Source organism: Cyclobacterium roseum (genome assembly GCF_010119225.1).
Taxonomy (GTDB): domain Bacteria; phylum Bacteroidota; class Bacteroidia; order Cytophagales; family Cyclobacteriaceae; genus Cyclobacterium; species Cyclobacterium roseum.
Window position 1 is genome coordinate 45753 of record NZ_WNKF01000006.1, and the last position, 24773, is coordinate 70525.

16 protein-coding genes are annotated in these 24773 nt (G+C 45.1%); 7 read left to right on the forward strand and 9 right to left on the reverse strand.

The annotated features are described in order from the left end of the window. Positions 1–2: 2 nt before the first annotated feature. Positions 3–1181, reverse strand: a complete 1179-nt coding sequence (locus GJQ68_RS10280; RefSeq protein ID WP_162343155.1) for a hybrid sensor histidine kinase/response regulator — start codon at positions 1179–1181, stop codon at positions 3–5. 42 nt (positions 1182–1223) lie between these two features. Beyond that, positions 1224–4655, reverse strand: coding sequence for a sensor histidine kinase (locus GJQ68_RS10285; RefSeq protein WP_162417209.1), 3432 nt, complete (start codon positions 4653–4655; stop codon positions 1224–1226). Between the two features lie 130 nt (positions 4656–4785). Here GJQ68_RS10285 and sucD point away from each other — a divergent pair, with 130 nt between their 5' ends. From sucD to GJQ68_RS10310, 5 genes are all read left to right on the forward strand, one after another. Then, a complete protein-coding gene (gene sucD / locus GJQ68_RS10290) occupies positions 4786–5667 on the forward strand; it encodes a succinate--CoA ligase subunit alpha (protein WP_162417210.1) in 882 nt (293 codons plus the stop codon). Positions 5668–5999: 332 nt separating this feature from the next. Then, complete coding sequence (locus GJQ68_RS10295; RefSeq protein WP_162417211.1) at positions 6000–7958, forward strand: DUF1592 domain-containing protein; 1959 nt, start codon at positions 6000–6002, stop codon at positions 7956–7958. A 52-nt stretch (positions 7959–8010) separates the two neighbouring features. Further along, positions 8011–9399 (forward strand): DUF1552 domain-containing protein, encoded by a 1389-nt coding sequence (locus tag GJQ68_RS10300; RefSeq protein WP_162417212.1) that lies wholly within the window; start codon positions 8011–8013, stop codon positions 9397–9399. Positions 9400–9470: 71 nt separating this feature from the next. Then, positions 9471–10970 carry a c-type cytochrome domain-containing protein gene (locus GJQ68_RS10305; protein WP_235941302.1) on the forward strand — a complete coding sequence of 500 codons (1500 nt, stop codon included), beginning with the start codon at positions 9471–9473 and terminating at the stop codon, positions 10968–10970. A gap of 49 nt (positions 10971–11019) precedes the next feature. After that, complete coding sequence (locus tag GJQ68_RS10310; protein WP_235941304.1) at positions 11020–12492, forward strand: PhoPQ-activated pathogenicity-related family protein; 1473 nt, start codon at positions 11020–11022, stop codon at positions 12490–12492. Here GJQ68_RS10310 and GJQ68_RS10315 read toward each other — a convergent pair. Continuing rightward, the gene (locus GJQ68_RS10315) at positions 12489–14624 is read right to left on the reverse strand and encodes a pyrroloquinoline quinone-dependent dehydrogenase (RefSeq protein ID WP_162417213.1); all 2136 of its coding nucleotides are present in this window, start codon (positions 14622–14624) and stop codon (positions 12489–12491) included. The genes GJQ68_RS10310 and GJQ68_RS10315 overlap by 4 nt on opposite strands. A 91-nt stretch (positions 14625–14715) precedes the next feature. Between GJQ68_RS10315 and GJQ68_RS10320 the strand changes: the two genes are divergently transcribed. After that, complete coding sequence (locus tag GJQ68_RS10320) at positions 14716–15219, forward strand: SixA phosphatase family protein (protein WP_162417214.1); 504 nt, start codon at positions 14716–14718, stop codon at positions 15217–15219. On the opposite strand, the gene GJQ68_RS10325 is transcribed toward GJQ68_RS10320, so the two are convergent. From GJQ68_RS10325 to GJQ68_RS10350, 6 genes are all read right to left on the reverse strand, one after another. Next, positions 15206–15937, reverse strand: coding sequence for an SDR family NAD(P)-dependent oxidoreductase (locus GJQ68_RS10325; RefSeq protein WP_162417215.1), 732 nt, complete (start codon positions 15935–15937; stop codon positions 15206–15208). The two genes, GJQ68_RS10320 and GJQ68_RS10325, sit on opposite strands and share 14 nt — an antisense overlap. A gap of 28 nt (positions 15938–15965) precedes the next feature. After that, positions 15966–17336: an MATE family efflux transporter gene (locus GJQ68_RS10330; protein WP_162417216.1), complete on the reverse strand. Its 1371-nt coding sequence runs from the start codon at positions 17334–17336 to the stop codon at positions 15966–15968. Between the two features lie 9 nt (positions 17337–17345). Continuing rightward, positions 17346–17888, reverse strand: a complete 543-nt coding sequence (locus tag GJQ68_RS10335; RefSeq protein WP_162417217.1) for an NUDIX domain-containing protein — start codon at positions 17886–17888, stop codon at positions 17346–17348. A 59-nt stretch (positions 17889–17947) separates the two neighbouring features. Further along, positions 17948–18430 (reverse strand): Lrp/AsnC family transcriptional regulator, encoded by a 483-nt coding sequence (locus GJQ68_RS10340; protein ID WP_162342989.1) that lies wholly within the window; start codon positions 18428–18430, stop codon positions 17948–17950. 210 nt (positions 18431–18640) lie between these two features. Further along, positions 18641–19768, reverse strand: a complete 1128-nt coding sequence (locus GJQ68_RS10345; protein ID WP_394351298.1) for a tetratricopeptide repeat protein — start codon at positions 19766–19768, stop codon at positions 18641–18643. A gap of 399 nt (positions 19769–20167) precedes the next feature. Beyond that, entirely contained in the window at positions 20168–21349 is a 1182-nt protein-coding gene (locus GJQ68_RS10350) for an NAD(P)-dependent oxidoreductase (protein ID WP_162417218.1), read from the reverse strand. A gap of 386 nt (positions 21350–21735) precedes the next feature. Here GJQ68_RS10350 and GJQ68_RS10355 point away from each other — a divergent pair, with 386 nt between their 5' ends. Further along, entirely contained in the window at positions 21736–24705 is a 2970-nt protein-coding gene (locus GJQ68_RS10355; RefSeq protein ID WP_162417219.1) for a glycosyltransferase family 117 protein, read from the forward strand. Positions 24706–24773: the final 68 nt, after the last annotated feature.

Genomic DNA, 24773 nt, shown 5'->3' on the forward strand with positions numbered 1-24773 from the left:
GCTTATTTTTTTGCCGGAATTTCGATTTTAAACTCCGTTCCTTTATTGATTTTGCTAGTAAAGCTGATTTTACCTCCGATTACTTCGATGCATTTTTTTACGATAGAGAGCCCCAGCCCGGATCCTTCCCGGAGGCCCACGTTTTTTGCTCTGAAAAACCGGTCATACAACTGAGACTGTTCGGCATCGGAAATTCCTATTCCCTCATCCTTGATGTACAATTTCAACAAATCATCCTCATGGTTTACCCTAAAGGTAACCGTTCCACCGTCTTTTGAATACTTTACCGCATTCGACAGCAAGTTTTCAAGTATTTGGTAGAGCAGATCCATGTCCGAAGTGATCATTTTTGGCAGTTTCTCAAAATTAGTGATGATCTTCACATCGTTTTCGACACCTGCCTTAACCATGTCTACGACTTCATTTAAGAAAGCGGAGGTATAAATCCGGACTGGTTTGTAATTCATTTTATCCGCATCTGCCTTCCCGAAGAAGAGTACGCTGGTCAATAAACTATTGAGATTCCGAACCGAATTTTCGATTTTGGAGGCATGTTTTACAATTTTCACCTTGAAGGGGTGATCTTTTTCAGCATAAAGTTTTAATAATTGTGCCGAACTAAGAATGGAGGTGAGCGGCGTTTTAAAACCATGGGACACGTTCTGAACGATCCGGGATTTCAATTCGCTCAATTCCCTTTCTTTTTCCAGTGCCTTTTGCAGTTCTTTATTGGCTTCGTTGAGATCAGCGGTCCGTTTTTTTACTTTTTCCTCCAGTTCGTTGTTTAGGTTCTGGAGTTCCTTTTCTTTCTTATCCTTAAATATGGCCAATTCGATCACCATGTTTAACTCCCGGATATTAAAAGGTTTGATTACATAGGCACTGGGATTGGTTACCGCCACCTTTTGCAAGGTTTCGGAATCCGAGCTTGCTGTCAGGTAGACGACCGGAATGTTGTATTTTTCATTGATGATTTCGGTGGTTTTTATCCCGTCCAGTTTACCGGAAAGGTTGATATCCATCATGACAATATCCGCCCGGTTATCTTTCAGGATCTCCAGTGCCATTTCCCCGGAATCAGCCATCCCGATGATCTGATGGTGGTTCTTTTCAAGGGCTTTTTTAAGTAAAAGTGCAGAAACAGTATCGTCTTCCGTAATTAATATTTTTAAGGAAAACATCCGTTCGGAATTAGTAAAATCACTCATTTCCATAAGATAGGTTTAGCTGTCGAGAGGTAAGAAAATTTTAACCAGGGTACCTTTGCCCTTTTCACTTTCTATGTGAATGGTTCCATCCAGGCGTTCGACCAAATGCTTGGAAATGGCCAACCCAATCCCCGATCCCTCAAATTTACGGTTAAAACCTTTACTTTCCTGTTCAAAGGGATAAAACAATTTGGATAGATAGTCTTTACTCATTCCTACGCCTTGATCCTGTACTTGAATGGCGAGCTGCTGATCAATCTTCTCCACCCAAACCTGAATCGCGCCTTTCTCTGAATATTTAACCGAATTACCAACGATGTTATTGACAATAATTTCCAGGTATTTCTTTTCCACATTTCCATAAAATGGCTTGGTTGGAAACTTTGAAGTGACTAAGATACCTTTTTTTATCCCTGTAGATTTATGTTTTACCAAAATTTTTGAAATAAAATCGTTAATATTAGTATTTTCCAAGGTAACATTCACCCGGTCTGATTCAATTTCAGACAGGTCCAGGATATTGGTCATCGTTTGAAGCAGGCGTTCGCCACTTTCTTTGATAATCTCCAGATGCCCAAGCAATTCTTCGTCTTCTGACCTGCATTGTATGAGATGCTCTGCACTACCCAAAATACCATTTAGAGGAGTCCTTATTTCATGACTCATGTTGGAAATAATATTACTTTTTAGTTGACTGACCTCTTCGGCCTTATCTTTTGCGATCTTTAAGCCCTGCTCAAAGGCCTTTTTCCTGGAAATATCCCGGAATACGTTGAGATAAAGGGGTTTGCCCTCAAAATCTTCCTTCATTCGGGAAATTAAAAGCTCGATCTCTTTCCTACCGCTCCGAAAGGGCATTTCAAGTTCCAGGGTTAAGCCCTTACTGTCTATTTTTTGCAAATCCTCCCCTATCTTCTCCCGGACGTTGGGGTAGAATGCGGCATCAGAAAACAGATAAGTGACTCCGTGGATCTGCAGCTCCTTTTCCGAAACCGAAGCCATTTCGCACAGGGTAGGGTTGGTTGCTATGACATTCCCTCCCTGAACGGACAGCATCAGTCCGTCCTGAGAGTTGTTCCAAACATTGCGAAACCGATCTTCCCGGTTGGCAATTTCCAACGTCTTTTCGTTGAGGGAATGGCGCAACATTCCTTGATTTTTGGCCTGCCGGTATATGGTGCTAATTCCGTAGCCCAGCGCAATCAAAAAGGCTATAAGCAATAATATAAACCAAAACTGAAGGTAAACCGGATAGTCTATTTGAAACTCCTTAGAATAAATGGTTTCAGATTCAGGATATCCGGCCAGGTATGCCTTAAGTGCCAATCTGTAATTTCCGGGAGGAAGATTATTGAAATATAATTGATTCGTCCGGGGATTTTCCAATTTTTGCCATTCCGAATGAAATCCCTCCAGCAGGTAACTTACGATCAGATCCGGTGAATTACTAAAACTAACCGCACCAAAAGTACAGGCAATGTTGTTGAGCCGATAGGGGATGTTGGGAAATTCCGTCTCCACCGGGTCCGGGTCCAATACGGAAACATTTTCCAGAAAAACCAAGGGACCTGCAGGAGTTTCCTGATCTTCCTCCGGATAATAAACCGATACGCCGTTTTGGGTCCCTATCAGGATTCTTCCCTTGTCCGCCTGAACCAGTGCTCCCCTTGCCACATCATTGCCGATCAGCCCGGTGTTTTCGGTAAAAACGCGGACTTTATCCGCTTCCTGCACGATCAGTCCTGAATCTGTTCCGAGCCAGATTTTTCCGTTCTCATCTTTCAAAATACTATAAACAGGATGCTCAATGCCCTGACCTAATATCGGCGCAGGTCTTAGTGAGTCATTCTGAAAAGAAAAATAGCCATTTTCTGTCCCAACAAACAAGGTGTCTTTTGTCTCCAGAAAATCATACCCCTGGAGTTTTATCAGATTGGGAAAAATCGTTACTTCATCCTTTGGTGCCGCTCCGCCTGACACCAAAACGATCCATTTACCATTCTTCAAGCGGCCCAGCTTTCTGATAAAGCCAATACTTTCCCCGGAAGGAATTCCAATATCCGTCTCCTGTAGGGAGGGGCCTGCGCCAGGGACGGGTAATTTTGCATGGTAAATACGCCCCTGACCGGCCACCCATAGGTCGTAACCATCCGCCCAAACATAAGAAACCAACTGATCATCCGGCAACGAAAAAAGCTCCATTTCCATGGTCTGGGAATTAAAAAAGCCTAATCCGTTTTCATAGGCTGAGAACCACACATTTCCGCTGGTATCTTTGCTAAAATTCAGAATCCGGTCTCGCCGATACGCGTTACTATCCTTGGAAATCAGGTGTGTTTTAACCGGCTCTGCCCCTCTCCACGCCTGAATACCGTTTTCAAACCCCACCAGGTACTTTTGCCGATCGTACTTAATGGCTGCAGATATATCCGGACTGGGAACGCCGGTACGGCCATCAAAATTCTGAAACCGGGTGCTCGCCAGATTGGCCATTCCACGAAAAGTACCAATCCATATGATGCCTTCCCGATCCACCATGGCTGTATTTATTATTTTGATGCGGAGGTCATCGTATGCCGAAAGCACAAACCTCCGGCGCGTTTCCACGTTCAGCTGGATAAGTTGGGAATTATAAAAAAAGTAAACCTTTTCGTTTCTAACGAAAAGATCAAACCTATCCTTTGGCCCTATCGGTACGCCAGGGGAAATTCGGTATACCGTATCTGATACAGTATAGGGAGTGTTTCCGTTATAGAGATTATTCCGGGTTAAGAAATAATAGGATTGATCCCGCGGCAGGTAAGCCATTTTCACAACAGGATCCGCTTCGGAACCAAATGCCATCCGTGTCTCCGGTCGGAGACGGTTCTTTTCAAAACGGTATACGCCTTTTTTAAAAAGAAATAACGTGTCGGTTTCAGACACGAAATGGGAATAAAAATCACCCAAACCTTCGGTTTTCAGCACCCTGGGATCTTCTCCTGGTTTTTTCTGATGAACGATTTGAGCATCCATAACCATAAAAACCTGCCTGTCTTCTTTCCTCCCAAGCGTAAACAGGTTTATGGAACCAAAAAATGCCGTCGTATCTACCGGATCCAGCAATTTTTCAGGTTTTTTCCACGATTTCGTGGTGTATTGGTACACCGTTGGGCTTCCGCTCTGCTGGTACACCCACACCTGCCCATCCTGGTCTACCCATAACTTCTGCTCGGAATCAAAGGAATGTTGGATACTATCCGGCAGGAATTCTGACACGATTCCGTCAGAAAATTTCACCCCCTGATTAGTGGCTACCCATATAAATCCTTTTTGATCCTGGGCTATGGAATATATTTGATGAGGGATTTCCCCGAAACCTCTTATCTGCTTATTAAACTTGAATGTTTGACCCAAGACCCAATGATGGGATAGCAGCAAGAAAACCAAGGTAAAGAATTTGTTCATAGTTTGTCAAACTGTTGCTAAAAATATAAAAAGTTATTTATAGTCTAAATTAAAATGATATTGTTTGCCAATTCTTTTTGTGATCGCCCTTTATCTTCTATTTTTGTAGCGAAATAATTAAAGCAGACATATGAGTGTATTGGTAAATAAAAATTCTAAAGTCATCGTACAGGGGTTCACTGGCACGGAGGGTTCCTTTCATGCCCAGCAAATGATTGAATACGGAACGAACGTTGTAGGGGGTGTAACGCCCGGCAAAGGGGGAAGTACCCATTTGGGCAAGCCCGTGTTCAATACCGTAGAGGATGCCGTCAAATCCAAAGGAGCGGATACGACGATCATTTTTGTTCCGCCGGCATTTGCAGCGGATGCCATCATGGAAGCAGCGGATGCGGGGATTAAGGTAATCATTACGATTACAGAAGGGATTCCTGTCAAGGATATGATGAAAGCCAAACCCTATGTCAAGAAGAAAGGGGCCATTTTGGTAGGACCTAACTGTCCAGGAGTCATAACTCCGGGAGAAGCAAAAGTTGGCATCATGCCGGGGTTTGTTTTTAAACCCGGAAGAGTAGGGGTGGTATCTAAATCCGGAACCCTGACTTACGAAGCTGCCGATCAGATCACCAAAGCAGGACTTGGTGTTTCTACCGCCATAGGCATTGGGGGAGACCCGATTATTGGTACCTCCACCAAAGAAGCCGTTCAGATGCTGATGGAAGATCCCGAAACAGATGCCATCGTTATGATTGGTGAAATTGGTGGAAATTACGAAGCAGAAGCGGCCAAATGGATCAAGGAAAACGGAAATAAAAAACCAGTTGTGGGCTTTATTGCCGGTCAAACAGCCCCTCCCGGCCGAAGAATGGGTCATGCAGGAGCGATCATCGGTGGAAAAGATGATACGGCCATTGCCAAAATGCGCATCATGAAAGACAACGGCATTTATGTAGCTGAATCTCCCGCTGAAATTGGTGAAGTCATGGCCAAAGCATTGGGCGTTGATGCCTGAATTCCTGGTTCGAACCGTTAGTTACTGATAAAACATATTAAAAGGAAACTCGAATTGAGTTTCCTTTTTTTGGTCCATTTTACATCAATACAAATAGGTCACAAACGCCATCCTAGCTACCAGACAGGATTTCTTTAATTGCAAACGCAATTCCCCCCTTTTTTTTTCAGTTCGATACTCTTTCGCTCAGTTAGTCAAAAAAGTTTCTCATTTTCAAGGGCAGAAATATGCTTGAGTGACCACCTATCAAAATGCAATTGGGATTATTGATAATATTCATTTACTTTTAATTGATTTTTAATCAATATGCCCAAAAAATAACAACGCCCCCGATGAAAGCTATTACCTGGCTTTTTTTGTTTTGTCTGTTGGCCTCAGTAAGCCGCGCCCAGGAAACCCTGGATTACCCTACGGAAATCATTCCTGTTCTCCGGGATAATTGCTATACCTGCCATAATGTGGGCAACCCAAAAGGTGGGGTAAATCTGGAAAAGTACGAAGAGGAAGGAAGAATTGTCAAAGATGGTCAACTTTGGCTCAAAGTGGTGGATCAGGTGAAAACCAAAGAAATGCCTCCTTCCAATAAACCCGCCCTTAATGAAAATGAGTATCACATTTTAGTAGAAGGGATCAACGGCATACTCCTCAAGTCATTGGAAAAGAAAACCCCAGGCAAGGTGGTCATCCGAAGACTCAGCCATACCGAATACCATTACACCATATTGGACTTAATGGGGGTTTCGTACGATGCTGCCGGACGTTTTCCCGCAGATGGCTCCGGTGGAGGCGGTTTTGACAATCAGGGCGGCTCCTTATTTTTCACCCCACTAAAAATGGAGCGATACTACGATGCGGCAGAAGAGATTGTATCCAGGACATTAGAAGATCCGGTAAAATGGGCTAAGCTGGTTCCGGAAGATTATCGGCAAACTATCTGGCAACGATTTATTAATTGGTTGATGCCCAAAATTTCCTCCGATTTCACACCCCTGAATCCGCCTGAAAAAGCGGCCGAACGGGTTATTTTTCCTTTTGCCAGCAAGGCTTTCCGCCGGCTGATAAAGGTGGAGGAAAAGGAAAAATTTCTGGACCTTTTTTCCAGAATATACGAATCCATGCCCGAAAAACCTAACCCGATACGCTTCAATCAATCGGTGGCGGAAGTAGTCAAGGCCATTTTGATTTCCCCCTCTTTTTTGTATAAAATGGAAGAAGAGCCGAATGGGAATGAACCGGTTGCGTTAGGAGATTTCGAACTGGCCAGCCGCCTTTCCTATTTTTTGTGGTCTAGCATGCCGGACGACAGCCTGTTTCAGCTTGCTGTAGCTGGCAAACTTCAGGATCAAAAGGTGTTGGAAGGGCAGGTAAAGCGGTTGTTGGATGATCCCAAGGCCGTTCGATTTTCGGAATCTTTCGTCAGCCAATGGCTGGGGATCACCAAATTAAAAGATCCGAACGCCCCACTGGCAGATCAGGCAAAGTTTCCGGGCTTTACACCTTCCATACGAGACGCCATGTTTCGGGAAACGACGGCTTTTTTTCACCATGTACTCACCGAAAGCAAGAATTTTCTAGACCTTATTAACAGCGACTATTCCTTTCTGAACGAGCCGCTGGCCGATTACTATGGCATTGAAGGGGTGAAGGGAAATGAATTCCAAAAAGTGATGCTGACCAATACCAACCGGGGTGGATTTTTGGGTATGGGAAGTGTACAAGCAGTCACTTCCCTACCGACACGCACCAGTCCGGTTCTGAGGGGAAAATGGGTCCTGGAAGAGATATTGGGAACCTCTCCTCCTCCCCCTCCACCCGATGTGGCCGAACTTCCGGAAGACGAAAGCCTGCATGAAGATCTTGGGTTAAAAGCCCTGCTCGAAAAACACCGCTCAGATCCTGCCTGCCAATCCTGCCACGAAAAGATGGATCCATTGGGGTTGGGCCTGGAAAATTTTGACGCAGATGGAAAATGGCGAGAAAGCTATGGCAATACCCCTATCGATCCTTCGGGGGTTTTAGCTACTGGTGAAGCCTTTGAAGGTCCGGCAGCATTAAAAAAACTGCTGCTCCAGGAAAAAGAAAAGTTTGCGCGTAATTTGTCCAAAAAAGCACTATCCTTTGCCATAGGCCGGGGGATGACTTTTACGGATGAAATGGCCATCCGGGAATTGACTACCACACTAATGGAGCATCAGTTTAATCCGGATCAATTCATCGCCGAATTGGTTTACAGCTATCCTTTTCGGATGAAAATTAAAGATTTTCAAAAAAGGGTAAATGAAATAGAATGAAATGTTTGAAAATAATTGACTTTAAGCGAAGAATATCCATAAATTACTGGTTATGAATAAAAAGTGGCAAATTTCCAGAAGAAAAATGCTCAAAGGAGTGGGTGCCGCCATCGCTCTACCTTTTTTAGAGGCCATGGCTTCACCATTAAGCATGGGAGGCAACTTCAGCAAGGATGGATTCCCTATTCGTTCCGCATTCATGTTTATGCCCAATGGGGTGCATCCTGACAGGTGGACACCGGAGACCATTGGAAGGGATTTCATGCTTTCTCCTACGCTCTCGCCCCTAACCCATTTAAAGGACGATATATTGGTTCTGGGGCAACTTATGAATAAACATTCTATTTTTCAGGGAGCCGATGGTCATTACGCCAAAACAGCCAACCTCTTAACTTGTTTGCCCATACAAAAAACGGCCGGAGACAACATCAATAGTGGAGGAATATCGGTGGATCAGATTCTTGCCAACCATTTTAAAAACGAAACCCTTTTCCCGTCATTAGAATACGGACTCGACCGGATCCAGACTGGAGTGGATATCAATGTAGGGTTTACCCGGTTATATGCCAGTAGCATCTCCTGGAAAAATGCCACCACTCCCCTTTCCAAGGAAATTGATCCTCGCCTGGCCTTTGACAGGTTATTTAAGTCCTTTGTCCCGGGTAATTCCTCCCTGGAAAACCCGCACAAAAGTAGCATTCTGGATGCTGTTTTACAGGACGCCAAATCATTAAAGAATAATTTAGGCCGTTCTGATCAGGATAAACTGGAAGAGTACCTGGAATCCATCCGCTCCATCGAAAAAAGAGTCAATAACCCCATTAACCTGAAGGATTTTGCCGGTAACATCACTCCGGACATTAAGAAAGAACTTGTACGTGTCAACCAGGATATTGACGAGTATGTAGAGGTATATGGAGGCGTAAATATTACCGAAAAAACCCGACTCATGTTTGATATCATGGCGCTTGCCTTTTGGAGTGATGCCAGCCGGGTAGCCACTTTTATGTTTGGAAATTCGGTTAGCAATCGAAATTTTTCCTTTCTTGAGGGGGTGAGTGGTGCGCATCATTCCATCTCGCATCATATGAATCACCCGGAAAAAATGGAACAATATGACCGGATCACGCGCTGGCATGTGGAACAATACGCCTACTTTTTAGACAATTTAAAGGGAATAAAAGAAGGGGACGGAACCCTGCTGGATAACTCCCTGGTAATGTTTGCTTCTGGACTACGGGATGGAAATCGGCATTCTCCCCGGGATTTGCCCATCGTTCTTGGTGGCCACGGGGGAAATAAAATCAAAACTGGCCAAAACTTAATTTATGAAGAAAACACCCCGCTGGCCAATTTGTACACCAGTTGGATGCAAACCGTGGGCCTGGAGCAGGAAACGTTTGCCGACAGCACCGGGCCACTTTCCAATATCATGGCCTGATAATTCATTGCTTCTTATGATCATTTCCGCACCATCAGCAGGAAAACAAGCCCTTGTTTGCAGGACTATTTATGAATAAAACGACCCGGTTTAAATTAATCCAGGAAACCCCACTTTCCTCATGGGTGCTGGTAGGGATCTCCTTTCTAACCTTGATCCTTTATCTGATGCTTCTTCTGGTTCCCATTTCGTTGGATGAAGGAAATCCCTTTTGGGTACTGCTGGGTAGGTTTCACCCGTTGGTCCTTCACTTTCCGATCGTACTGATTTTGTTGGTGACCGCCGGGATTTTGCTTGCACAGCTAAAACCTGGGATTATTCATTCCTCCCTTATTCGAGCCTTGCTGGTTGTGTCAGTGATAGCCGCTATGTTAGCTATAGGTGCCGGGTACGTTTTATACCTTTCTGAAGCCTATTCCGGAGCCTTGGTGAGCAATCATTTTTACGGGGCCTTGATTACCGGATCCTGCCTCTCCATCAGTGCTATATGCTACGAGTTGCGTCCTATTTCCGACAAATTTGTTCGCGCGTTCTTTTTTGGTTTTCTCTTCCTGACCAATGCATCGCTGGCGTATACGAGCCACCTGGGAGGATCTTTGACCCATGGGGAAAGCTATTTATCAGAACCCATTGCGGCAATATTGCCTGCCAAAAAATCCAACAAAGCACCGGAAGACATGCTTCTCTATTCAGATATCGTAGCTACCATCCTGGAAACCCGGTGTGCCAATTGTCATAATGAAAACAAGTCCAAGGGAGATTTATTGCTGACCAGCCACTCCGCTATGCTTAAAGCAGGAAAAAGTGAAAACCCGGCGGTAATACCAGGGGATGCCAATGCCAGTGAATTGATGGTAAGAGTACTGCTGCCGGAGGGACACGACGATCGGATGCCTCCGGAAGGAAAACCCGGGTTGACTGACAGCGAAATAAACGTTTTGCGATTTTGGATCGAAACAGGTGCCTCCGAAGGAATAACCAAAGGAGAAATTCAGGAGAAATCCGTATTGGCAGAACTCGAGCAGATGATGCCCGAAATTCAGCAGGCACAATATAAAATTCTGGAAGAAAAGGAGGCCTTCGAAGAAGCACTAAAAGCATTACAGGGTATGGCTTCGGAAATGCAAGTCGAAATCCTTCCCGATGAGCGAGCCAACGGGAAGTATTTTGGGCTGAAGATGAAATTTCCTCCTGCCCCCATAGGCAGCAGGGAACTTCAGGAATTTGCTGCCTACTTCCCCTATTTCTCCAGGGTTTCGTTAGCTTCCAGCAATATAACGGATGACGACCTTTATTACTTGGGTAAAATGACGAAACTCCGGCGGCTGGTGTTGCAGAAAACAGCCATCAATGGAGATGGTTTGCCTTATTTGAAGGATTTGCCCTTACTGGAAGAGCTCAACCTTTCCTTTACATTGCTGGATGATGGCAGTCTTTTACACTTACTTTCTTTCCAAAGCCTTAAAAAGGTTTACCTCTTTGGCACCTCCCTGAACGATGAGGTTATCGAAGCGGTACAGAAACACCGTCCGGACCTGGAGCTAATTTTGGAAGAAGGTCCTTTTTACTGATGGTCTTTTTTTCGTTTTTTGGGTATTATAACTGATAAATTCAGACATTATGCGCGTATTTCACTTCTTTCTTGCCAGACCTTTCATATCCCTGGCGTATCTGTTAGCTGCCTTTTTCATGATTCAGTGCCAGTCCAAAACGGATACGGATATTACTGTTTCTTCGACCAAAGGTATTGATTTGTTGAAAGCCTATGTTGCCAAAAACCAGAAGGAATTTGACTACGAATTGGTTCATGAAAGCCGAGGGGAAGCGTACACCTACTATGTACTGAAGATGACCTCTCAGAACTGGTTAGGTAAGGAAGCGGTAGAACCAGGTACCTGGTGGCACTGGGTCTCCTTTGTCATTCCGGACGATCTGAAATACGAAACCGCATTAATGATCATCAGTGGAGGCAGCACTGGTAGCGAATTACCCGAATCTCCTGACAAACTGATTTTGGAAGGAGCTTTGGCTACGGGTTCTCCGGTAATTAAAGTACACAACGTTCCTTTTCAGCCAGTGCAATACAAAGGAGACAGTCTGGAGAAAAGAACAGAAGATGGGTTGATAGCCTACGGGTGGCGGGAATTTATGGAACGTGGGGCCAATGACGAGGATGCCATCTGGTTAGCCCGGTTTCCGATGACCGAGGCGGTGGTTTCCGCCATGGATGCAGTAGTGGCCTTTGCCGGTGAAGAACTGGGCATGGAATTGAATGATTACGTGGTGGCGGGAGCATCCAAACGAGGATGGACTACCTGGACCACCGCAGCGGTGGATGACCGGGTAGTGGGTATGATACCCATTGTGATTGACATGCTGAATCTGAAACCTTCCTTTAAACATCACTGGCAAACGTATGGCTTCTGGGCACCTGCGGTGAAGGATTATACCCGTGAAGGTATTTTCAATTGGATGGATAGCCGGGAATTTGATCGTTTGATGGAAATTGTAGAACCGTATCAATTCCTGGGAGAATACGAGGAAATACCTAAATTGTTGATTAACGCCACTGGCGATCAGTTTTTCCTGCCGGATAGCTGGAAATTTTACTGGGATGCGCTTCCCGGGGAAAAGCATTTGGCTTACATTCCCAATGCCGGGCACTCTCTCGATGGTTCTGATGCCGTTCAGGTAATGCTCGGTTTTTATTCCCACATTTTAGCCGATCAAAAACGCCCTGCCTACGATTGGGAGGTGACTAACGAGGCCATAGAGATCCGGACAGACCCGGAAAATCCGCCGGTATCCATCAAATTATGGACGGCCAATAATCCCTCCAAAAGAGATTTCAGAATCGATGAACTGGGACCTGAATGGACGGCAATCACCATTCCACAGGAAGAAGACGGCACCTATCGGATACCCCTGGAAACGCCGGAAAAGGGATGGACCGGCCATTTTGCGGAAATAATATACGCAGGAAACGCCCCGTTAAAATTTACTACCGGCGTAAAAATCCTTCCGGAAACCTACGCTCATGAGGCCTTTACGCCCAAAACACCCAAAGGTACGCCGGTAGCAAACGAACCTTAATTTTCCAGACTGAACGCCAGGTAGTAATCTCCGGAGGAGGTACCCATTTTACCCCCTCCTGCAGCAATTACCACGTATTGTTTGCCATCAACCCCATAGACTGCTGGTGTGGCATATCCACCTGCGGGGAGCTTGTATTTCCAAAGCTCCTCACCCGTATCTTTATCGAAGGCCCGAATGTATTCGTCTTTTGAGGCACCGATGAAAACCAGCCCTCCCGCAGTCACCACAGGTCCTCCGTAATTCTCTGTTCCAGTTTGAGGAATTCCCCTGGCAGTCAACTCTGGATATTCTCCCAAAGGGACTGACCAGGCAATTTGCCCCTTATTGAGGTCAATGGCGTTTAAGGTTCCCCAGGGAGGTTTGACCGCAGGATATCCCTCCTGATCGAAAAATCGGTTATATCCGGTGGTGGTATAGGGAACAGCCGAAAGGTTGGAATCTTCGCCGATCGTATGCGCATCCTGATCCCCTTCTGGTTGCAATAGGTAATTGACCAAGGCTTCCCTGGTTTCCGGCTTGAGGTGCTGAAAAGCGGGCATCCTACCCTTTCCCTTAGCAATAATACCGAGTATTTCATTTTCATTTAAGCGCTGGCCGACTTCCATGAGCGAAGGAAACGTACCGGATGGGTCGCCCTTTTTATCCAAACCATGACACATGCCACAATGCGTAAAATAGGCGGATTTCCCTGGTGAAACCTTACCACCACTCGTGGGAACCATGGTCAATATCCAGGGCATTTCGTTGGCATTCACGTATAGCAAACCTGTCTCCTCATCATATGCGGCACCTCCCCATTCCCCTCCTCCATCAAAACCGGGGAAAATAACGGTTCCCTCACTGCTGGGAGGCATAAAGGTATGGCCAAATTTCAGGCCCTGGATCTTCTCTCGAACATAAGCTTCTGATTCCGGAGAGATATCAGTGACCTCGGCCTCGGTAAAAACCTGCCTGGAAAATGGGGGTGGAACCTGAGGCAAAGGCTGCCTGGGCCATACTTCCTCTCCTTCAAGACTGGAAGGCGGTATTTCGACTTCCTCAATGGGATAAACCGGCTCCCCGGTCTCCCGGTCGAAAATAAAGACCCTTCCCGTTTTGGTAATTTGAGCGACTGCCTGTGTGGTTTTACCTTCCCTTTCTATCGTTACCAGGTTGGGGGGAGCGGGTAAATCCCGATCCCATACATCGTGTCTCACCGTTTGGTAATGCCAGATACGCGCTCCGTTTTCAGCATTTAATGCCAGCAGGGAATTGGCAAAAAGGTTTTCTCCCTTGCGATTACCTCCCCAGAAATCAAATGCCGCAGATCCGGTGGGAATGTAGACAATACCTGTGGCTTCGTCCAGGCTCATCCCTGCCCAGCTATTAGCTCCTCCGGCCGACAAATAAGCATCTTCGGGCCAGGTGTCGTACCCAAACTCCCCCGGTTTGGGAATGGTATGAAATACCCATTCAATCTCTCCGCTAATCACGTCAAATGCGCGTATGTAGCCTGGGGCCGCATCGGAATTTTCGGATACCCGCGTTCCCAGAATCAATTTGTTTTTATAAATAACCCCAGGGGTTGATGAAATCACATAGCGGTCCTGTGCCCAATCTCCCAGCCCTTTGGTCAGCGCTACTTTTCCCCCATCACCAAATTCAGCTATCAGTTGCCCCGTTTTCGGGTCAAGGGCAAATAGATACGGTCCCGCCGAATAAAAAAGCCGGGATTGCTGCTCCGAATTCCAATACATTAAGCCCCTGTTTACACTCCCTCCAATTTCAAAATCGTTGTGGGGATCAAATTCCCAAACGGGCTCACCGGTAGCAGCATTAACCGCAAACGCTTTCAAACTGGGGCTGGTGCCGAAAAGAACCCCATCAATTACCAGGGGGTTGCACTGAATTTGAGTGTTCCCCCTGCCCGACAGGTCTCCTGTACGAAATTCCCAGGCAAGTTTTAAACTACCTATGTTTTCTTTGTTAATCTGGTCCAGAGACGAGTATTGGGCACTTCCCTTATTCCCCAAATAGACGGGCCAATCGGCACCGGCTGCCTCTTTATCGTCAGAAATGGATTGACAGGAACTTATCAGAAACCAACCCATTACCCATAAGGCTGGCTTTCGTAAAATCAAAATATTCATTTAAATTAGATTACTGGTTCCTGACAAATATATCAATTTTGGCCAAAGGTACCTTGTAAAAGTTTTCTGATAAAAAAGAACGATACAACAGATGAAAAAACTACTTTTATGCCGCCATGCCAAATCCTCCTGGGACCACCCCTTACTGGCGGATCACCTACGCCCACTGGCAAAAAGAGGAGAAAGAGATGCTCCCCGCATGGCTAAAAGGATGCATGCAAACCGGGTAATCCCGGAAAAGATCCTTACCTCGACCGCTGTTCGAGCCGTTCAAACTGCCGAAAGGTACCTGGATGTTTTCGTTAAGGAGGGACCAGAATTTGAAAAAACGCCCGATCTTTATCATGCCTCTGCCAGGGCAATCCTGGAAAACATCTGGCAAACTCCCGACCGGATAAAAACCCTCTTTGTATTTGGTCATAACCCTGGATTTACCGATTTGATAAACCACCTGGGGGAGGATTTAGAAAACCTACCTACCGCAGCCGTTTTTGGGTTTTATTTCAAAACTGACCACTGGATGAAAATTCAATCCGGAAATGCTTCCTTCTGGCTATACGATTTCCCGAAAAATAAGGATCCTAAAATTCCCTGACATCTTGCAGTACCGCTGGAAATTCCCGAAAGTGGTCCATCAAATAGATTACTTTTTTGGCAATATCTTCGGGTGAACTGAGGCTCCCCTCAGACTTGAAGGATTGAAATTTATCCAGGTTACTGAAATTCTCCTTTCCGGCCGAGCGAATGGTTTCCTGCATGGGTGTGTCAATGATTCCGGGAGACAAGGCATAAAGGGTAAAGCCCCTTTTCTTTAAATCAGACTCTTCCTGAGCGATTAGCGTCATTTGGTTCAAGGCCGCTTTGGAAGCGCTGTAACCTGACCAGCCGTCCATTACCTTTCCAGCCGCTCCCGAACTTATATTGACAATCAATTTATCTCCCGGATATCGGTCGTACTTATTCATAAACGCATTCATCAACAGCGCAGGTGCGATCACGTTTACCTTATGTATTTGGCTGATAGCCTCCGGATCAATGTATCCGGTATGCGCAATATCCCCAATCCAGCCAGCATTGTTGATTAGGCAAATCTTTTCAAAGGAACCCTCCGGAAATAAAGCCGCTTCCTTTTCCAAGATGGCTTCTGCGTCTGAAAGATCCAGGGTCAAACTATGAAAATTTCCTGCTGAGCTCACAGGAGTTCTGGCAACGCCTATGACCAAATTTTTCTTATCCCGGGCCAACCGTTCAGCCAATGCTTTGCCGAGGCCTTTACTCGTCCCGGTAATGATGTAACAATGAGTAGCTTGCATAAACAATGAGATGTTATAGGTTTCTGAATTATACCAATTCGGAAAGTTTGCTTTGCGATTGACGGTACAATCGTAAACTTAGGGAATGAAACCGGTAAATCAGCATGGCCGCTGTCAAGGTGAGGCCTGTCAAAAGCCCCGTCCAGATACCCAGTTCACTCCATCCCAGATGAAAGGACAGGTAATATCCCAGCGGCAATCCAATTACCCAATAGGCTACCAGGGTGACCAGCGTGGGGACTTTCACATCGGAAAGCCCTCTCAACGCGCCCAACCCTACTACCTGCAGGCCATCTGAAATTTGAAAGAAGGCAGCCACTACCAAAAGGCTAGCGGCCATTTCCACCACTCCCTGCTCCTCAATATACAAAAGAGGCAGGTAATTTCTGAATAGCAGAAAGGTCAATCCAAACAGAAGCATAAAAACCGCAACCATTCCGAAAATGGAAAAGCCGACTTGTCGCAATTTTCCGATATCCCGTCTGCCCAGCTGATTGCCCACGCGAACCATGGCGGCTGCGGACAAGCCCGAAGCCATCATGTAACTAATGGATGCCAGATTAATGGCAATTTGATGGGCAGCCAGGGCATTAACACCAATCCATCCCATCATGATGGCCGCCGTGCTAAAAGCACCTACCTCAAATACGAATTGCAAACCAGTTGGGATGCCAATGCGCAGCATTCTTTTTAAAATAGAAAAACGCAGGTTTTTCAGACTAAAACCCATCAGAAAACGGGCATACCTTTCAGACCGGGTCACATATAGGTAAATGGCCACTGCCATCAGGATGCGGGAAATCAACGTGGCCCAACCGGCACCATTCAATCCTAAGGCAGGAAAGCCCCAGTACCCGTAGATTAACAACCAGTTAAGGCCTACATTGAATAAATTGAAAAAGACCGTAATGTACATGGCCTGTTTGGTCTGAGAGAGGCCTTCTATAAATTGCTTGTAGGTCTGAAAAAACATAAACGGAACCAGTGAAAAAGTTATGATCAACAGGTACGGAATGGCCAAAGTAACCACCTCCTCTGGCTGGCCCAACCACCTCAATCCTGGAGAGAGCCCTAAAATGACCAAAAACAGTACCAGAGAAGAAAAGCCATTGATAACAAACCCATGGCTGAGAAACCGTCCGATTTTTCCTATTTTTCCTTCTCCATCCGCAGCTGCCACCATGGGCGTGACGGCCATGGAAATCCCTATCCCAAACATCAGCATCAGGAAAAAGATACTATTGGCAAGTGAGGCAGCTGCCAGGGGAATAGCACCCAGCCTTCCTACCATGATGTTATCTGCTACACCGACCATAACTTGTCCCAATTGACTTAGCATCACGGGATAGGCCAGGGAAAAGGTCGTACTAAAATCCGCTTTAAATTCCTGCAAACGCATCTGGTAAGTCTAAATCATTTTTAACCGAATTGCCGTCTTTAATATGGCGGAAACACTGATAGCATCGGTGATATCACCCTGCATTACCAGTTGGAGTGCCTCCTTAAAGGGTAACCGGCGAACCTGTAGGTCCTCAGTGGCATCAAACTCCGTTTCCCCTACGGTTAAATGCTCGGCGATAAATACAAACCCTACCTCATCGGTAATGGAATTAGACGTATGGATTTTCATCAGTTCGGTCCATTTACCTGCAGTAAGGCCGGTTTCCTCTTTTAATTCACGCCTGGCACTCTCCAGGATATCTTCTTCCAGTGGTCCTCCTCCCATGGGGATTTCCCAGGAATATTCGTCCAGTGTGTAACGAAATTGCCCTACCAGCCAGGTATGATTATCCTGATCGAGGGGCAGAATCCCAATAGCCCTGTTTTTAAAATGCACCCGTCCGTAAATGCCTTCGGCACCCGTCGGTGCCAGTACCTGATGCTCCTCTACCTGCATCCAGGGATTATCATATACTTCTACCGCCGAAATTTTAGTCCAGGGATTTTTCATAATGAAAAAAAGGGTGACCTTTAGCCACCCTTCGTTTATTTTTGTGTGAAAATAAAAACTTATGCAGGAATTGGCAGTACTTTGCTATCCTTGAATGTAGAAAGAATTACCATGGACTGCATGGAATCTACTTCTTTGATTTCACTCACCTGCTCTAGCATCAGCTTCTGATAGGAATTGATGTCTTTGGAAATGATTTTTAAAATAAAATCTCCTGTACCCGTAATGTGGTGACATTCAATCACCTCCGGGATTTGATCGATTTCCTTCATAAAGGCATCAATATTGCCTTTATTGTGACCTATCAGCCCCACCAGGACGAATGTACTTACTCCCAATCCGATCTTTTCAGGATCCAATTTCGCGTGATAGCTTTTAATTATCCCGGATTGCTCCAACTTTTTTACCCGCTCCAAGGTAGGTGCCGGGGATAAACCTATATCTTTTGAAAGCTGTGCATTCGTGATTTTTGCATTCGCTTGAAGGATCTCTAAAATCTTACGGTCGATTTTGTCAAATTTAACTTTAATGCTATTATCCATATTGTAAAGAATTTACCGAATTATATGTGGTACAAAGGTAATCTAATTTATATTTATTTTAAAGACATTTACGAAAAAAACGTAAGTACGGACGAAATATTGTTAGTAAATTATCGATCTAATTAAAATTATTGCTCTCAGTGTTTTGCAATTTCTAAAAAAAGATAACGTTCCTCTCGAATAGTCATGTTAAGAACGGTTTAGTCACCGTCAAAGTTTATTCTTTTTTAACAAGGCCCTTGCTTCCTTATGCGCAGGATGCTTCCGTTTGGCATGCTGCTTGACGGATTGTAAAAACCCCTTTGCGTCCGAGTTATTGCCCTGCTCTAGGGAGATCTTACCCAATTGCAACAAGGCAAACAAATAATATCCACTTTCCTGAAAATCGAGTTCTTCTCCATAGGCCACAGTTTGCAGGTAATATTTTTTAGCGGTAGCGTACTGTCCCATCCTATCCAAATATTGTGCCGCAAAAAAAGAAGCATACCGGCCACTGTTGGCCTCGTAACCGGTCCAGCCTGCTTCTATGCGTTCCAGGATTTCCAGGGATACTTCCATCGCCTCTTTTGCTCTTCCTACGGCATAGAGCTGTCGGGCAAAAAAACGATGGAAATAGGGGTTGTTGGGATATTTTTCGTGCAAATAGGAAGTAATTTCCAGTGCTTTGAAAGGCTCCTTCTCCTCAGAAGCATACAGGCGGAAAAGGAAATATTGCGCTTCTACCCGGGCATAAAACGAATTCTCAGCCACTTCCTCCAGTTGTTGCAGCCCCAAGTCCTGATCTCCCTTCGGAAACAATAGCATGACCGGTCTTAGCAAGGGATAATTTTCGGGTATCCAAACAGAAAAATAATTAAACAAGGCATCTCCCAAGAGCAATTCAGGATTCAACTCCTCTTCCCCTCTGCTCATCTCAAGGTAATTAAGGGCGTTTTTCCCGGCAAAAGCAGCACTCGTCCAATTCCGTCTTTCGCTGTATAACCTTCCCTGAAAACCGTAAGCCGCTGCCAGGAAAAAGGCTGCCTCCTTGTTATCCGGCTCCTCATCCAATAATGCTTCGGCCTTTTCAATAGTCCGGTCCATGTATTCCAGAAAAAGTGCATCGTGGCTTTTGTTTTCAGTGGCCACCGCAATCTTCCACCACTGACTAAGCCCCATAAGGAAATAGGGCAGCGGATGTTCGGGGTAGGTATACCGCATCACCTGAAAACCACGTTCAGCACGCTCAAAGTCAAAATTATACATGCTGTTGACGGCATCTGTAATCCGGAATTGCAGGCCCCTATCCAGCAACAAGTAAGAACTTTTTGGCTCTCCGATTTGAGTCATTGCTTCCATCTGCGCGCGCACCGGAGTGCCAAACAACAAAGCAGTTGAAAACAAGGCTATGGAAAGGTAGATAGAAGAGTAAGCTTTCAATTTCAGGATAATTTTAACGTATGCGCACAAATATATACACAAGAGGATAAACAAAAGCCCACTTCAATTAATTTCGAATCGGTTGAAATTTTTTTATGCGTGCAAACACAATGCCCCTGAGTCCGGGAAAAAGGAGCCCATTTATAAAGACTATCCGCTCTTTTCAAAAACGTGTAAAAAAATACCTATTTGTTATAATACCAAAAGGTCGGGGTCAAAACAATTGCTGAAAAAACAGACCCATTAGACCAAAACCACATGAAATGCGATCCTGGCCAATGGATCTGTAAACAGCAATAAGATAAAAAAATTAACAGCTTACCTTCTAACCGGCTCCTTGTGGGCACCCTGCTCTGCCAGGGTACTTTTCCAGGCAGTCAATGCCAGGGAATCCGGTATATTGATATCGTCAAAAGTGATTAATTCTCCTCGTTCAACATTCCTTTTCAGTTGAACTTTGCTGAGTAAGCCGATAGGCACATGCTCCGGGCAGTCTTTGATTTTTAAGGCTTCTCCCCGTACTTCCATGCTACCAATACCCTTGTCTATTACCGAACCTGAGGTTAAGTCTTTTTTAGCGATTGCTCCCACGCTAATAGTAGGTGCCACCCCATTGTCCAGCAAGATTTCATCGTGATTGACCAAATTAAGGATGCTATTTGGTATTTCAAAAAAACAAAGGTGCATGGGTTTGTACAACAAGTAGAAAGGCCCCTCACCCATCTTGTAGGTCTTCAATTCAGCGGCCAGGTCCTCCTGATGGGTGGCAGTAATGAATACGCCCGGAGGAGATTCCCTGGAAATAATATAGTCGCTAATAATTTTATTTTCCTTTTGGGCGATTTCTCCCAATGCGAAAGCACCTTTCTCAAAATCGGAGGTTTCGTACCCTACCAATCCCTGCTGGACAATATCCAGTCCTAAACCATTGGCAATCAAGGCCTGCTCAATCTGCAATTTCGTTCCATCGGTAAAGGAAGTAACCGAACTAAGACTGTACCCCTGCTTCTGACCCCAAAACAACATGTCTTCCAGAGAAGGATTCTGGTTTAAAAACCCTTTTATATTTCCGTAGACCAACGGCGCAAAACCCATTTGCACCACTTCTTTGTTCAGAGCTGCCAAACAACCCGGCTGGTCGCCATTTGCCTCCGTAATGACACCTCTTTTGGAAAGCCAGGATCCGGTCACTACCTGCGTGTCTGCATCCATGGTTACCACGGGTAAGCCAAATTGAAACGCTTTGTCAATAACCTCCGTAGAATAAACGGGATCTCCCGTGCTAACGACAATTAGATCGGAAGATTCCAGGAGCTTTTCAGGAACCAAGGTCAAATAATCCTGACTGACCCCAAGGTCATCGATCGCCCCGCTTCTCCTTGTTAAAACTCCGGAAAGCACCATGTCCTCCCTGCGGGCAATCAGTTTCGCCAGCCCTCTGCCGATACCTCCCGTACCGACAATTCCTATTTTTAATTTTTTGCTGTTCTTTTTTTTCATAAAACAAAAATTTTCTGCTGTTTTTTTTATGATGATGTAAAGGTAAATAAAAAAATTTAAAAATCATTTTATTGTATTTAAAATACATAAAAAATATTTTAAAAATAGGCGTTTTTAAAATTGAGTAATCAGCAGACCCTTACATTTCTACTAACTATTCGTCCGGAATTTCCAATCTTTTAAGTACTAAAAACTTGAAAAACGACTACTTAATAAAATTTTATTTGGAATGGAAACGAACGAAATAAAATTAAATATTTTATTTTTTAACCGGAATCGCCATCAATCGAGAGGGCTGCGTACCTACCAAATCTTTAAATTAAGTTAAATCATCCTTTATTACTGATAAATTTTTTATTTTCGCTTTTCAAATACAAACCATTCACATGCCTACATATTCTAAGGTAAATAACCTAACGGGCTGGACCGCCTTCCTGATTGCATTTATCACCTACTTGTTAACCATAGAGGAAACGGCAAGTTTTTGGGATCCGGGTGAATTTATTGCTGTGGCGTATAAGCTACAGGTTCCGCACCCCCCGGGTGCTCCCTTCTTTCTGCTAATTTACCGCATGTTTGGTTTTCTGGCTTTTGGAGAGGGTTTGGATGTGGCCTATTGGATGAATGTGGGAAGTGCGCTATTTTCTGCATTTACCATTTTATTTCTTTTTTGGACGATTACCCTTCTGGGACGAAAGCTGTACGGGATTTCTGCAGAAACCGAACCAGCTAAAGAACAAACAATTGCTTTAATGGGTGCTGGATTGATCGGTGCCCTTGCTTATACCTTTTCAGATAGCTTTTGGTTTTCCGCGGTAGAAGCAGAGGTATATGCGATGTCTTCCTTTTTTACCGCAATTGTCATCTGGGCTTTTCTAAAATGGGACGTAATCAGAGATCCAAGGGCAGAAAACCAGTATATGATCTTCATTGCCTATCTGGTGGGTTTATCCATTGGTGTCCACCTACTAAACCTGGTCACCTTACCTGCCCTGGCACTGGTAGTCTATTTCAAAAAATACAAGAAGCACACCTTAAAGGGAGGTATTATCGCCTTTCTCCTGGGAGGAGTGGCCCTGGTGATCATTAATAATATTATTATTCCCGGACTACCCAGCATTGCGGGGTCCATCGAAATATTTTTTGTAAACAGTCTTGGCCTGCCATTCGGATCCGGGATTATTTTCTTTACGATATTGTTTCTGGGGGGATTGACTTACGCGATTGTATATTCCTATAAGCGAGAAAAGGTAATTTTAAATACTATTTTGATTTCCCTGACTTTTATTCTTATCGGATACGGCTCCTATGCCCTGATCGTTATCAGGGCCAATGCGGATACCGTCATCAACGAAAATGACCCCCGGGACATCATCAGTTTTGTCAGCTACCTCAAAAGGGAACAATACGGTTACAGGCCACTACTTCACGGGCAATATTTCACCGCAGAAGTAATCGATCAGGTCGAGGGAGAACCCGTCTATGCGAAAGGAGATGAAAAATACGAGGTAGTCGATTATCAATTGGAAAATATCTACGAACCGGAGAAAAAAACCATCCTTCCCCGAATTTATTCTACGCAGGAAAGGCACAAACAGCTCTATCGCTCAAAGCTTGGTTTGAGAGAAGGCGAGGACCCTACCTTTTTTGACAATATCTATTTTATGATAGACCACCAGTTGGGCCATATGTACTGGCGGTATTTTATGTGGAATTTCAGTGGCCGGGAGAGTGACTTCAGTGATGCTCCCTATTTGAGTATCTTTTCCAGTTTTCAGACGGATTTTCCCGAATACATACAAAACAACAAGGCGCATAACAACTATTACATGCTTCCCTTATTATTAGGGCTGATCGGCATGTTTTTTCAGGCCAGAATGGATCCCAAATCCTTTTACCTTACCCTAATGCTCTTTCTGATGATGGGGGCGGTACTGGTCCTTTACCTTAATTCCCCTCCGGTAGAACCGCGGGAAAGGGATTATATTTACGTGGGCTCGTTCTATGCATTTGCCATTTGGATGGGTTTTGGGGTACTTGCCATCCGGCAACAGTTACTGAAACTGAAAAAAGGCCTGGCAATGGCCGGCATGTACGCGGCGCTGATCGCCTTGCCCGTACCCATTTTAATGGCCGGAGAAAATTGGAACGATCATGACCGCTCCAACAGGTATTTCTCCGTGGATTCGGCCAGAAATTTCCTGGCTTCTTGTGAACCGAATGCCATTTTATTTACCGGCGGTGATAATGACACCTTTCCGCTGTGGTACGTGCAGGAGGTGGAAGGATTCAGAACAGATGTGCGGGTCATTGTACTAAGTTATTTCGACACCGATTGGTACGTGAAGCAGATGGCCCGGCCAGTTAATGAATCTGCAGCACTGGACTTTACCCTGCAATTTGACAATTACAAAAAAGGTACGAATGACGTGCTCTACATTACCGATCGCCTGGAAAGTTTGCCATTGGTGGACTACCTGAAATTGCTGAAAAATAACAGCGAATTGCTCAAACTTTCAAATAGTCGAGCAAGCAACATCAATACCGTGCCTTCCCGAAATCTGACCCTACCCATTAACCAGAATCGGGTAGATTCACTGGATATCGTTCCGGAACAATTTAGAAACCTGAGGATCCCCCAGTTAAATATTCGTCTTCGCGGCAATTACGTCACCAAAGGCACACTCATGTTGCTGGATCTGATTGCCACGAATAACTGGGAACGACCAATTTACTTTAACAACACCTCCTTGGCCACGATCGGCTTTGACATGAGCCAGCATGTGGTCATGGAAGGACTTACCTATCGGCTTCTACCCATCCAAAAACCAGATAATCAGGAAGAACTGGTAAATACGGAACTGGCCTATGAAAATGTCATGGAGAATTTTGCCTTCCGGGGCATGAATAATCCCGATAACTATTTCGATGATGAGTTCCGACGGTTTACCTCCAATCACCGCAGTGTGTTAAACAGCATCGCCATTGCCTTAATGGATGAAAAGGACTTGCAAAGAGCAGAGGACATTTTGCGATTGAGCCTGGCGAAATTTCCGCACGAGGCCATTCCTTATGATCTGGCCAGCGGACAGTCCGTACCGCTTCTTTTCGAACTAGGCATGGAAGAAGAGGCCCTTCACATTGTAGATGAAATGGCTGAACGCTCAGTAGAAATGCTTGATTTTTATCAGGAAACTGAAAGATCCATGGACCGGGAAGCCTCCATTTCCATGGAAATGCTCCGGTATTTTATACCGCTTCTCCGGGAACAAGGATATGATGAAAAAGCCGACCAACTTCAGGTGGAATTCGAACGGCTCTTTGGAAATGCCGGCAACCGCATGCAACGAAGGTAATGCCAGGCTTTCTTCGACTGCTGCGGATGACAATGAGGTGCGGGGGGCAATAAAGTGCTCTATTTGAT